Below are 12688 nucleotides of genomic sequence, written 5' to 3'. Positions count from 1 at the left end.
GGCGGGCTCAGGAGCCGGCGTTGAGCTTCACTTCCTCGACCGCGGCGTCCTTGACGTCCCACTTCTTGAGGACCTTGGCGTACGAGCCGTTCTTGATCGCGTTCTCCAGGGCCGCGGAGAGCGCGTCGCGCAGCCGCTCCTTGCCCTTGGGCACCGCGATGCCGTACGGCGCCGCCTTGAGCGGTTCGCCGCCGACCATCTGGAAGTCCTTGCCGTTGCCGGAGACCTTCACCGCGTACGCGGCGACCGGGTAGTCGCTGGAGACGGCGTCCACGCCGCCGGTCCGCAGCCGGGTCTGGGCCTCGGAGTCGTTGTCGAAGGCCTCGATCTCGATGGCCGGCTCGCCGCTCGACCCGCACTTCTTGGACTTGTCCTTGGCCAGGTCGTGCGAGACGGTGCCGCGCTGCACCGCGAGCTTCTTGCCGCAGAGGGCTTCCCAGCTGTCGATGCCCTGGGTCTTGCCCTTCTGCGTGTAGAGGGAGACGCCGACGTTGAGGTAGTCGACGAAGTCGACGCCCTCACCGATCTTGTTGCCGGTGCTGCTGTCGATGCCCTGCTGGCGCTCCTTGGTGTCCGTCATCGCGGACATGGCTATGTCGTAGCGCTTGGACTTCAGGCCGCCCATGAGGGTGTCGAAGGTGGCGTTGTTGAAGTTGAGCTTGATGCCCAGCTCCTTGCTCATCGCCTCCGCCAGATCCGGGTCGATGCCCACGACCGCGCCGTTCCTGCGGAACTCCACCGGCTTGTACGTGATGTCCGAACCGACCTGGAGCATCGCCTTCTCCTGGACGTCCTTGGGGAGCATCTTGAAGAGCGGCGCGTGCGTGTTGCGGTTCTTGTGCGCCTCGCGCTTGGCGATGGCCGCATCCGTCTGGTCACCGCAGGCGCTGAGCAGCAGCAGCGAGGCGGCGACCGCGGTCGCGGCGGCCACGGCTGAACGAGACCTGCCGGCGGCCGAGCGACGGGTGGAGCGTGCGGTCATGCTGATCCTCCAGCGGATGGGAGTAGCCGACGGGCAGGGGTCGGGCACACCCCATTGAGCGTCGCGACCTCGGTTGGTTACGGAATCTTGCCATCCGTAATCCGGAATGCGGACTGGTCGCCAGGTCAAAATCGCATAACGGACGCGCGGGGTGTCGCGTGGCCCAGATGGCGCAAGGGCGAGGCCCCCTCGCGGGGGTGCCAAAGGTGGTCCGTATCGCCCCGGCGTCTCGGAATTCGGACAACCAGAGGGCGACTCCTCTGCGTTTTTGCGCATTTCGCCGTTATTGTCAGAGCCCTGAACCGGAGGGTAATGAATCTGACTCGTCGAGCCCCGCGCCCGTCCGGTAGAAAGGTTCGTTACACCCCTCATCCGGGGCTCAGGGCGCGTGTGCGGCGCGCCCGGTGTCCGCACCTCCCCCCGCGCGGCGGCCATCCGCCTCGCCGGGCGCGGACGCGGTGCCCGCCCACCCCTTAACCAGGGAGTGGTCACCCTCAACTGATTTACGATTAAAGGGGTTGGACAAGTGGCAGCGGAGATCGTCAATCCTCGCAGCGACAGCAATACGGGCGCGGGCTCGGGCGGTGCTCCCGACGAGTACTTCGACCCGGCCTTCGCGCTGCATCGCGGCGGCAAGATGGCCATCCAGGCGACCGTTCCGGTGCGCGACAGGGACGATCTGTCCCTCGCGTACACACCGGGCGTCGCCAAGGTGTGCAGCGCCATCGCCGACCAGCCGGATCTGGTGCACGACTACACCTGGAAGTCCCAGGTCGTGGCCGTGGTCACGGACGGCACAGCGGTGCTCGGACTGGGCGACATCGGTCCGGAAGCCTCCCTCCCGGTGATGGAGGGCAAGGCCATTCTCTTCAAGCAGTTCGGCGGCGTGGACGCGGTGCCGATCGCCCTCGGTACGACCGACGCCGACGAGATCGTCGAGACCGTCGTCCGGATGGCGCCGTCGTTCGGCGGCATCAACCTGGAGGACATCTCCGCTCCCCGGTGCTTCGAGATCGAGCGCAAGCTCAAGGAGCGGCTGGACATCCCGGTCTTCCACGACGACCAGCACGGCACCGCCGTGGTCACCCTGGCCGCCCTGCGCAACGCCGCCAAGCTCACCGACCGTTCGCTCGGCCAGCTGCGCGCGGTCATCTCCGGTGCCGGTGCGGCCGGCGTCGCCATCGCCAAGATCCTCGTCGAGGCGGGCATCGGCGACGTGGCGGTCTGCGACCGCAAGGGCGTCGTCTCCGCCGACCGTGACGACCTCACGGACGTCAAGCGCGATGTCACCGGCTTCACCAACAAGGCCGAGCTGACCGGTTCGCTGGAGAGCGCGCTGGAGGGCGCCGATGTCTTCATCGGGGTCTCCGGCGGCACGGTCCCGGAGTCCGCGGTGGCCACCATGGCGAAGAACTCGATGATCTTCGCGATGGCCAACCCGAACCCGGAGATCCACCCGGACGTCGCGCACAAGTACGCGGCCGTGGTCGCCACCGGGCGCAGCGACTACCCGAACCAGATCAACAACGTGCTCGCCTTCCCCGGCATCTTCGCCGGTGCGCTCCAGGTGCGTGCCTCGCAGATCTCGGAGGGCATGAAGCTCGCCGCGGCCGAGGCGCTGGCCGCCGTCGTCGCCGACGAGCTCAGCGCCGACTGCGTCATCCCCTCGCCGTTCGACGAGCGCGTCGCGCCGGCCGTGACGGCCGCCGTGGCGGCCGCCGCACGCGCCGAGGGCGTCGCCCGCCGCTGATCCGCGGCACAGCGACCGACGGGCCGGGCCCGCACCTCTCACAGGTGCGGGCCCGGCCCGCTGTGTGCCGAGGGCCCATCGGGGCGCGGTGCGTGTCACACCCGTGCGTGGTACCGCAGCGCGCGGCCGCGGCCTAGTTTGGGATCATGTTTGCTGCCTACGCCGCCCGCATCGACCGCGACCAGCCCCTCAACGGCCTCGAATTGGGGGAGCGCCCCGCCCCCGAGGAGCGCCCCGGCTGGACGACCGTCAACGTCAAAGCCGCCTCCCTGAACCACCACGACCTCTGGTCGCTGCGCGGGGTGGGGATCGGCGAGGAGTCGCTGCCGATGATCCTCGGCTGCGACGCCGCCGGAACCGACGCGGACGGCAACGAGGTCGTCCTGCACTCCGTCATCGGGCAGACCGGCCACGGCGTCGGCCCCAAGGAGAAGCCCTCCATCCTCACCGAGCGCTACCAGGGCTCCTTCGCCGAGCAGGTCACCGTCCCCACCTGGAACGTGCTGCCCAAGCCGAAGGAGCTGTCCTTCACCGAGGCCGCCTGTCTGCCCACGGCCTGGCTGACGGCGTACCGGATGCTGTTCACCAACGCCGGGGTACGGCCCGGCGACAGCGTGCTCGTGCAGGGCGCGGGCGGCGGCGTGGCCACCGCCGCCATCGTGCTGGGCGCCGCGGCCGGGCTGCGGGTCTTCGCCACCAGCCGGGACGAGGCCAAGCGCAAGCGGGCCGAGGAGCTGGGCGCGGAAGCCGCGTTCCCCAGCGGCGAGCGGCTGCCGCAGCGGGTGGACGCCGTGATCGAGACGGTCGGCGCGGCCACCTGGTCGCACTCCGTCAAGTCGCTGCGCCCCGGCGGCAGTCTCGTCATCTCGGGCGCCACCAGCGGCTACCACCCCGAGCGCACCGAGCTGAACCGGATCTTCTTCCTGGAGCTGAAGGTCGTGGGCTCCACGATGGGCAGCAAGGAGGAGCTGGCGTCGCTGCTGAGCTTCTGCGCGGCCAAGGGCATCCGGCCGGTCATCGACTCGACGCTGCCGCTGGACCGGGCGCGCGAGGGCTTCGAGAAGATGGCCCAGGGCGATCTGTTCGGCAAGGTCGTGCTGACGGTCTGACGCCGGCGGTTCAACGGTCCGGCGGTCCGGTGTGGTGAAGGGGACGGGTGGCGGGCATGACCGAGACGCGGACGGGTCGGCCGCGGATCCTGCGGGCGGCCGAGCGGACCGCCGCGCCGTGGAGCAACGGCGGCGGGGTGACCCGTGAGGTCGCCGTCCACCCGCCGGGGTCCGGCTGGGACGGGTTCGACTGGCGGGTCAGCCTCGCCGACGTGACCCGCGACGGGCCCTACTCGCCGCTGACCGGGGTGCGGCGGATCCTCACCGTCGTCGAAGGCGCCGGTACGGAGCTGACGGTGGACGGCCGCACCCACCTGCTCACCGGCCGCTTGCGCCCGTTCTCCTTCCCCGGCGACGCGGTCACCGAGGGGCGGCTGACTGCCGGCCCGATCGTCAATCTCAATGTGATGCTCCGCGACGGACGTGCGGCGGCGACGGTGGAGACGGTGCGGGGAACGCGGCCGGTGCCCGCTGCGCCGGGGAACGGCCCGGACGCCCGACGTGGCGGCCCCGTCGTCCTCGTTGTCGCGCTGGAGGGCCCCACGCGGCTCGCCGGGGCCGCGGAGCCGGCGCGGCTGGAGCGGTTCGACGCGGCCCTGTTCGCCGGCGAGGGCGCGGACGGAAGCGGTCCGTGCCCGGCACCGTGGGAGCTGCACACGGACGGCGTCGCGGCGTTGATCACGCTGACTCCGGCCGCACAGCGCTGACACCGCTACGGATAGCCGACCTTCACCGCGCCGATCCCCAGGGTGCTGTGCCGCGGCAGATAGCCGGCCTCGAAGACCGCGCTCAGGACGGGCTGGAGGAGCTGCGCCAGCCGCTCGGCCCGGGAGTGCCCCAGGGCCCGCCACGGCGCGGCCGCCAGCCGGTCCGTCATGCGCTCGATCTCCTCGCGCTCCTTGTGGGCGCGGTCGGTCGCGCTGCCGTCCGGGGCGATCCAGCCGCGGGCGGCCAGGCGGTGCCGGGCGTCGGTCCACTCCTGCGCGCTCCAGCCGCGCCCGGCGAAGCCGGCGGCCGGGGCGGCGCCGATCGCCGCGAACGACACCAGCGCCTCGCACGGGTCGAGGCCGCAGGTCAGCAGCGCCGCCAGATGACCGTCGCCGCGGTGCTCGCGCAGCACCGTCGCGGCCTGCCAGAGCACCAGGTGGGGCGAGTCGGGCCAGGGCAGGTCACGGTTGGCGGCCGCCAGCGGCCGGGCCGCGGTCCCGGCGTTCTCGGCGGCCTGGCGTGCCAGCCGCGCCGCCTCGACCAGCTGCGCGGTGGTCAGCCGGTCCCCGATGAGGGCGGTCAGGGTGCGGTCCACCGCGACCAACCGGGCGTCGAGCACCTTGGCCGGGTCGGCGGTGGTCCAGATCCCCGGAACGTACCGGGCGATCATCCGCGGGCTGAAGCTGTAGTAGGTCGCGGCCACCAGCTCGGGCCCGGCGGCGCCCAGCGGGGCGGTACGCCAGGCGAAATAGCTCGGCCACCGGGAGGCCACGTCGAAGCCGAGGTCCGAGGCGACCTGGCGGGCCTCGGGGGCGAAGTAGAGCGTGGCGTGCAGGGGTTCGAGCTGGTGCCACATCCGACGGGCGACCGGCGGGTAATCCGACATCGCTGATACCTCATGGCCTTCACGATGTGTGCAGACAGGGAGAGTTGACCGTAGACCGGAACGCGGCCGTCGGTGGGCGGAATCGAGGGGCCAGGGGCGCCGGCTCCCGGTCCCGGACGAAGAACCGTGCGAAGAACTGATTTCCCCGATTACGGGCGGTGAATCTCGGACCGCGATGGGTAACTCTGGGTAAGGGAAACCGGGTTGGGGATTCCGCCTCCGGGCGACCGCTTCACGGGAGGGGGAGGCCGGCGGGTGCGGGCACGGAAATCCGCTCCGATGATGGCTTCCGGCGCGCGCCCGCTCCGGCTCGACGGCCGGAGCGGCCGGTGTGCGCGGGGTCGACGCCTCGGGGAAGCCGAGGATGTTCCGGTCGATCCAACGAACCCTGTATGTCATGTAGTTGAGGGTTCCCGCGGTCTCGCTGCGGGGCTCGCGACCGACTCGGCGGCTGCGCCGCCTGCTTGGCCCGCGTGGCTTCGCCGGACAGGGCTCAGGCGGCCAACTGGCTTATGGAGGCGATGAGTTCCCGGCTCGGCCCCGGTTCGACCCGCTGACCGGATGGCCGGCGAACGGCGACGCGGGACGGTTGGGCGGTTGATCCGGCCTCGGCAGCTCCGCGACCGGCCCCGCCCCGTCCGCCGGTCCTACGGAGTGCCGTCCGGGTCGGTCAGGGACGCGTGCCGCTCCGGATCGCGCAGCAGGGCGCCGATGTGCGCGGCGGTGGTCGAAAGCCGTCGCCGGGACTCCTTGAGCTGCTCCGCCGTGACGCCGTGGTCGCGCGCCGCGTCCCGCAGGTCGTCGCGGAAGCGGTCCAGCAGCCGGTCGAAATCGCGGGCCGGGTCGCCGCTCGCCGGCTCGCCCGCCCACTCAGGGGCCGGTGGAGCGGCTGTCCGCGCCGAATCCTCCGCCGGACCGGGAGGACCGGCCGGCGCCCGGTCCTCGCCGCCCTGTGCGGCGGCTGCCTGCTCGGCGCCACGGGACGAGGCCGTACCCGCAGTGAAGCGGCCGACCTCACGGGAGACCTCGGACAGCGCCTCGCGCACCGCCCCCGACCAGTCGCCGGACCGCACGTGCCCCTGGGTCTGCTCCTGTACGCGCTGGATGACCCGCTGGACCTCCTCGCGGGCGAACGTCTGGGCGTCCTTGGCCTGCTTACGGGCCCGCTGCGCGTCCTGCCGGGCCCGCCGGCTCTCCTCCTTCGCCCGCCGCGCCTGTTCCTTCCACTCGTCCTTCGCGCGCCGGAACTCCTCCTTCGCCTGCCGCCAGGACTCCTTGTCGCCGAGCGAACCGTCGAAGAGGTCCGCGGCGTCCGGCCCCCGTCCTCGCGCGCCACCGGCCCGGCCGGGGCCACCCGCCTCGGAGCGGGTCTGCTGCGCGGCCTCCCGGATCTCCCGGCGCAGCTCGCTCGCGGAGCCGCTGACATCGGCCCGGATGTCGGAGGCGAGCGCGGCGACCGACTCCCGGATCTCCAGCTCCAGATCCGCCAACTCCCCGCTGCGGTCGGCCAGTTCACGCCGACCTGCCTCCGTGAGGGAGTAGACCTTGCGGCCGCCCTCGGTGGCGTGCGTGACCAGGCCCTCGGCCTCCAGCTTGGCCAGCCGCGGATAGACCGTGCCGGCGGACGGGGCGTAGAGCCCCTGGAAGCGCTCCTCCAGGAGGCGGATGACCTCGTAGCCGTGACGCGGGGACTCGTCCAGCAGCTTGAGGAGGTAGAGACGGAGGCGGCCGTGGGCGAAGACGGGGGGCATGCTCAGAGCACCTTCTTCTCTGCGGGGCTGTCGGTGGGGGCGGCGCCCCGGGGGCCGGAGTCCGGGCGGGCGCCGCCGCCGGCTGCTGCTGCTCTGGCGTCCTCGAAGGCGGGGCGGCGCAGCAGCGTCAGACCGCCGGAGACGGTGGTGACCTTGAGGGTGCCGGTGCCCGCGCCGAGCGCGCCGGTGATCCTCTTGGCGCCCCACTGGCCGCTGACACGCAGATCGTCGAAGGCGTTGGCGACCGCGCCGCTGGTGGTGTTGGCGTCGACCCTGGCGTCGGCCGGGTCGGGGAGCCGTATGGCGACCTCCCCGGAGACCGTCGTCAGGCGGACGTCCGCGCCCCTGGCGGTGTGGTCCAGGTCGAGCACCATGTCGCCGCTCACCGAGTCGGCGTGTACCGCGCCGCCGGCTCCGTCGATGACCGTCAGGTCCCCCGAGACGGAGTGGAACCGCAGGTCGCCGGTGACGGCCTGCGCCTCGACCCTGCCCGAGACGGTGTCGGCTCGGACCTCGCCGGTCAGCCCGACCAGCGTGCTGTCGCCGCTCACACCGCGCAGGTCCGTACGCCCGGAGATGCCGGAGATCACCGCGTGTGCGCCGACGACGCCCACCTCGACGCGGGTGGTGGCCGGCACGGTCACCGAGACCACCGCACTGCGGTGCCACCTCTTGCGTTCACGGAACGCCAGCAGGCCCTTCCAGGGGAGGTCCTGGTAGGCGAGGGAGAGGGTGCCGTCGAGATATTCGACGGTCAGCGGCGGGCCCTGGATCTCGCTGATCTCCAGCCGGGGCGTGCTGCCGTCGGAGGTGCCGACGACATTGACGGTGCCGCCGACGAGGCGGACGTTCAGCGTGCTGACGGGCTCTTCGATCTCCAGCGTGCGTGGTGCGGAGATCGACCACTCGGTCCGGGCTGGCATCGCCGGCCTCCCAGGATCGGCGCCACCCGGGCAGGCAGGCAACGCAACATATCGTGTCTTCGATAACACGATATATCGCGGATCGGGGAAGTCAAGACAGGGAGCGGGGCGCCGCGGCACGGAAGGTGCAGGACGGCGCGCCCGCTCGTGGTCGTTCCCGGGTGCCCCCTACTCGTCCTCGTCCTCGTCGTCGAGCCGGGCCAGCCAGGTGGCCAGCCGCTCCACCGGGACCTCGAAGTCCGGATTGAGGTCGACGAACGTCCGCAGCTGGTCGGCCACCCACCCGAGGGTGACCTCCTCCTCGCCGCGCCGGTTCTCCAGTTCCTCGATACCTCGGTCAGTGAAATACACGCGCTCTCCACCAGGGGTCATGGGTCGTTCCGGGAAAGGATAGGCAGGCTCACGGACCTCTCGCGCCACAGCACCCGAGGGCCGGCGTGATGACCCGTCAGCGGTCGTGCGAGGAGGCCGGGCCCGGGCCCTTGGCCATGCGCCGGGGCCATCCGGACCGCCGAACAGCCCGAAGGGCCCGTCCCCCCGCGGAAAGCGGGGAGCGGGCCCTTCGGTGCGCTCGGTGCTACCGGTGGCCTCGACGCCTACGCGTCGAAGACCTCCGCGACCAGCTGGGCCTGCTCCGCCTGGTGGCGCTTGGCGGAGCCGACGGCCGGCGAGGAGCCGTGCGGCCGCGAGATGCGGCGCAGGCGCTCGCCGTGCGGGATGTCCGCGCCGACGGCCAGGTCGAGGTGGTCGATCAGGTTGAGGCCGAGGAACGGCCAGGCACCCTGGTTCGCCGGCTCTTCCTGAGCCCACAGGTACTTCTCGGCGTTCGGGAACTTGGCGATCTCCGCCTGAAGCTCCTTGCCGGGCAGCGGGTAGAGACGCTCGATGCGGATGATCGCGGTGTCGTTCGCACCGCGCTTCTCGCGCTCCGCCTCGATGTCGTAGTAGACCTTGCCGGAGCAGAAGACGACCTTGCGGACGTCCTCGGCCTTGACGGTGGAGTCGCCGATGACGGGGCGGAAGCCGCCCGTCGTGAACTCTTCCGTCTTCGACGCCGCCGCCTTCAGACGCAGCATCGACTTCGGGGTGAAGACGACCAGCGGCTTGTGGTGCGGGTTGTGGACCTGCCAGCGCAGCAGGTGGAAGTAGTTCGACGGCAGGGTCGGCATGGCGACCGTCATGTTGTTCTGCGCGCAGAGCTGGAGGAAGCGCTCGATCCGGGCCGAGGAGTGGTCCGGGCCCTGGCCCTCGTAGCCGTGCGGCAGCAGGAGGGTGACGCCGGAGGTCTGGCCCCACTTCTGCTCGGCGGAGGAGATGAACTCGTCCACGATCGTCTGGGCGCCGTTGACGAAGTCACCGAACTGCGCCTCCCACATGACCAGCGACTCCGGGCGGGCCAGCGAGTAGCCGTACTCGAAGCCCATCGCCGCGTACTCGCTCAGCAGCGAGTCGTAGACGTTGAAGCGGGCCTGGTCCTCGGAGAGGTAGAGCAGCGGGGTGTAGTCCTCGCCGGTCTCCCGGTCGATCAGCACCGCGTGGCGCTGGCCGAAGGTGCCGCGGCGGGAGTCCTGGCCGGCGAGCCGGACCGGGGTGCCCTCCATCAGCAGCGAGCCGATGGCGAGGGTCTCGCCCATGCCCCAGTCGATGGTGTTGTCCTCGACCTGGGCCGCCCGGCGCTGCAGCTGCGGCAGCAGACGCGGGTGGACGGTGACCCGGTCGGGGATGTTGACCTGCGACTCGGCGATCCGCTTGACGACCTCCTGGGAGATCGCTGTGTCGACGAAGACCGGGAACTCGGCCTGCGGCTGCGGCACCTCGGGGGAGGCCGGCGTCGTGGTCGCGTCACGGACCTCGGTGAAGACCTTCTCCAGCTGTCCCTGGAAGTCCTGCAGCGCCTGCTCGGCCTCTTCCAGCGTGATGTCGCCGCGACCGATGAGGGACTCGGTGTAGAGCTTGCGCACCGAGCGCTTCTTGTCGATCAGGTCGTACATCAGCGGCTGTGTGAAGGCCGGGTTGTCGGACTCGTTGTGGCCGCGACGGCGGTAGCAGATCAGGTCGATGACGACGTCCTTGTTGAACGCCTGGCGGAACTCGAAGGCGAGGCGCGCGACACGCACCACGGCCTCCGGGTCGTCACCGTTCACGTGGAAGATCGGCGCCTCGATCATGCGGGCCACGTCGGTGGCGTACATGGAGGAGCGGGCCGACTCCGGCGCGGCGGTGAAGCCGACCTGGTTGTTGATGACGATGTGGACCGTGCCGCCGGTGCGGTAACCCCGCAGCTGCGACATGTTGAGCGTCTCGGCCACCACGCCCTGGCCGGCGAAGGCCGCGTCACCGTGCAGCTGGACGGGCAGGACGGTGAAGTCCGTGCCGCCCTTGTTGATGATGTCCTGCTTGGCGCGCGAGATGCCCTCGACGATCGGGTCGACGGCCTCCAGGTGCGAGGGGTTGGCGGCCAGCGAGACGGTGATCTGCTCGCCGTCCAGACCGGTGAAGGTGCCCTCGGCGCCCAGGTGGTACTTCACGTCGCCGGAGCCGTGCATCGACTTCGGGTCGAGGTTGCCCTCGAACTCCCGGAAGATCTGCGCGTAGGACTTGCCGACGATGTTGGCGAGGACGTTCAGCCGGCCGCGGTGGGCCATGCCGATGACGACCTCGTCGAGCCGCGACTCGGCCGCGGAGTCGATGACCGCGTCCAGCAGCGGGATGACGGACTCGCCGCCCTCCAGCGAGAAGCGCTTCTGGCCGACGTACTTCGTCTGAAGGAAGGTCTCGAACGCCTCGGCGGAGTTCAGCCGCCGCAGGATGCGCAGCTGCTCCTCGCGCTCGGGCGACTTGTGGCTGCGCTCGACGCGGTCCTGGATCCACTTGCGCTGCTTGGGGTCCTGGATGTGCATGAACTCGATGCCGGTGGTGCGGCAGTACGAGTCGCGCAGCACGCCCAGGATGTCGCGCAGCTTCATCATGGACTTGCCCGAGAAGCCGCCGACCGCGAACTCGCGCTCCAGGTCCCACAGGGTGAGGCCGTGCTCGATGATGTCGAGGTCGGGGTGCTTGCGCTGGTGGTACTCCAGCGGGTCGGTGTCGGCCATGACGTGGCCGCGGACCCGGTAGGAGTGGATCAGGTCGAAGACCCGCGCGGCCTTGGTGACGTCGTCGTCGTGCGAGACGTCGATGTCGCGCAGCCAGCGGACCGGCTCGTACGGAATCCGCAGCGACTTGAAGATGTCGTCGAAGAAGTCGTTCTCGCCGAGCAGCAGCTGGCTCATGATGCGCAGGAACTCGCCGGAGGCGGCGCCCTGGATCACGCGGTGGTCGTACGTGCTGGTCAGCGTCATGACCTTGGCGACGCCGAGCTTGTTCAGCGTGTCCTGGGACGTGCCCTGGAACTCGGCCGGGTAGTCCATCGCGCCGACGCCGAGGATGAGGCCCTGTCCGGGCATCAGGCGGGGCACGGAGTGGACGGTGCCGATGCCGCCCGGGTTCGTCAGCGACGCGGTGACTCCGGTGAAGTCCTCCATCGTCAGCTTGTTGTCGCGGGCCCGGCGGACGATGTCCTCGTAGGCCTGCCAGAACTCGAAGAAGGTCAGCGTCTCGGCCTTCTTGATGGCCGCGACGACGAGCTGGCGGTCGCCGTTGGGCTTCACCAGGTCGATGGCCAGACCGAGGTTGACGTGCTGGGGCTTGACCAGCGTCGGCTTGCCGTCCTTCTCCGCGAAGGAGTAGTTCATCGACGGCATGGCCTTGAGGGCCTGCACCATCGCGTACCCGATGAGGTGGGTGAAGGAGACCTTCCCACCGCGGGCGCGCTTGAGGTGGTTGTTGATCACGATGCGGTTGTCGAACAGGAGCTTCACCGGCACCGCGCGGACGGACGTGGCCGTCGGCAGGTCCAGCGAGGCGTTCATGTTCTTCGCCACCGCGGCCGAGGGGCCGCGCAGGGTGACCAGCTCCGGTCCGGCCGGCGCCTCGGCGGCGTCATCGGCCTTGGCCTTCGCCTTGGCCGGTGCCGCGGACTTGGCCGGGGCGGCCTGCTTCGCGGGCGCCGGAGCGCTCGCGGCGGGCTTGGCCGGGGCCGGCGCGGGCTTCTGCGGGGCCGCGGCGGGGGCCGCGGTCTCCTGGGCCGGGGAGCCTGCCGGAGCGCTCGCGGCGGCAGGTGTGGCCGGGGCGGCCGGCGCAGCGGGCTGCGCGGCGTCAGCCGCTCCCGTGGAGCCCTCCGCAGGCTGGCTCGGCGCCGTGGCACCGCCCGGCTTGTAGTCGGCGAAGAAGTCCCACCAGGCTCGGTCTACCGAGTTCGGGTCCTGGAGGTACTGCTGGTAGATCTCGTCGACGAGCCACTCATTGGGACCGAACGCAGCGGCAGGGTTCTTCCCCTGCCCCTCTTGGTCGGTCGAGATGCTCGAGCTGTTGGGGGACTGTAGCGACACGGCGGCAACCGCCCTCTTCCGCTTCCTAAGGTGGTGGACAGCGGGAATAAAGGCTACGCCTCCCTGCACCCCTGGTGCAGTCCGGGAGGGTCAGTCGTCGCGCACGTCACATTCACCGATGGGTTTCAGGGCATGACTTGGCGGGAAAC

Annotated in this window: 9 protein-coding genes; 3 read left to right on the top strand and 6 right to left on the bottom strand. The window is 70.8% G+C overall.

Going from position 1 to position 12688, the window contains the following annotated elements; translation table 11 throughout:
• Positions 1–7 precede the first annotated feature (7 nt).
• On the bottom strand, positions 8–982 hold the full coding sequence (locus QOM21_RS12520; RefSeq protein WP_407549986.1) for an ABC transporter substrate-binding protein: 975 nt from the start codon (positions 980–982) through the stop codon (positions 8–10).
• A 526-nt stretch (positions 983–1508) separates the two neighbouring features.
• Here QOM21_RS12520 and QOM21_RS12515 point away from each other — a divergent pair.
• From QOM21_RS12515 to QOM21_RS12505, 3 genes are all read left to right on the top strand, one after another.
• On the top strand, positions 1509–2732 hold the full coding sequence (locus tag QOM21_RS12515; protein ID WP_407549985.1) for an NADP-dependent malic enzyme: 1224 nt from the start codon (positions 1509–1511) through the stop codon (positions 2730–2732).
• 146 nt (positions 2733–2878) lie between these two features.
• Positions 2879–3841 carry a zinc-binding dehydrogenase gene (locus QOM21_RS12510; RefSeq protein ID WP_407549984.1) on the top strand — a complete coding sequence of 321 codons (963 nt, stop codon included), beginning with the start codon at positions 2879–2881 and terminating at the stop codon, positions 3839–3841.
• A 56-nt stretch (positions 3842–3897) separates the two neighbouring features.
• The gene (locus tag QOM21_RS12505; RefSeq protein WP_407549983.1) at positions 3898–4548 is read left to right on the top strand and encodes a HutD family protein; all 651 of its coding nucleotides are present in this window, start codon (positions 3898–3900) and stop codon (positions 4546–4548) included.
• A gap of 5 nt (positions 4549–4553) precedes the next feature.
• Here QOM21_RS12505 and QOM21_RS12500 read toward each other — a convergent pair whose 3' ends face one another.
• From QOM21_RS12500 to QOM21_RS12480, 5 genes are all read right to left on the bottom strand, one after another.
• Positions 4554–5435, bottom strand: a complete 882-nt coding sequence (locus QOM21_RS12500) for an SCO6745 family protein (RefSeq protein ID WP_407549982.1) — start codon at positions 5433–5435, stop codon at positions 4554–4556.
• A 647-nt stretch (positions 5436–6082) separates the two neighbouring features.
• Complete coding sequence (locus tag QOM21_RS12495) at positions 6083–7186, bottom strand: helix-turn-helix transcriptional regulator (RefSeq protein ID WP_407549981.1); 1104 nt, start codon at positions 7184–7186, stop codon at positions 6083–6085.
• A gap of 2 nt (positions 7187–7188) precedes the next feature.
• Complete coding sequence (locus QOM21_RS12490; protein WP_407549980.1) at positions 7189–8109, bottom strand: DUF4097 family beta strand repeat-containing protein; 921 nt, start codon at positions 8107–8109, stop codon at positions 7189–7191.
• Positions 8110–8277: 168 nt separating this feature from the next.
• Entirely contained in the window at positions 8278–8460 is a 183-nt protein-coding gene (locus QOM21_RS12485) for a DUF6104 family protein (protein ID WP_030081126.1), read from the bottom strand.
• Positions 8461–8705: 245 nt separating this feature from the next.
• Positions 8706–12539, bottom strand: a complete 3834-nt coding sequence (locus tag QOM21_RS12480) for a multifunctional oxoglutarate decarboxylase/oxoglutarate dehydrogenase thiamine pyrophosphate-binding subunit/dihydrolipoyllysine-residue succinyltransferase subunit (RefSeq protein WP_407549979.1) — start codon at positions 12537–12539, stop codon at positions 8706–8708.
• Positions 12540–12688 lie beyond the last annotated feature (149 nt).

Source organism: Streptomyces sp. Pv4-95 (assembly GCF_045782725.1).
Taxonomy (GTDB): Bacteria; Actinomycetota; Actinomycetes; order Streptomycetales; family Streptomycetaceae; genus Streptomyces.
This window is presented reverse-complemented; position numbering and strand designations above follow the sequence as displayed.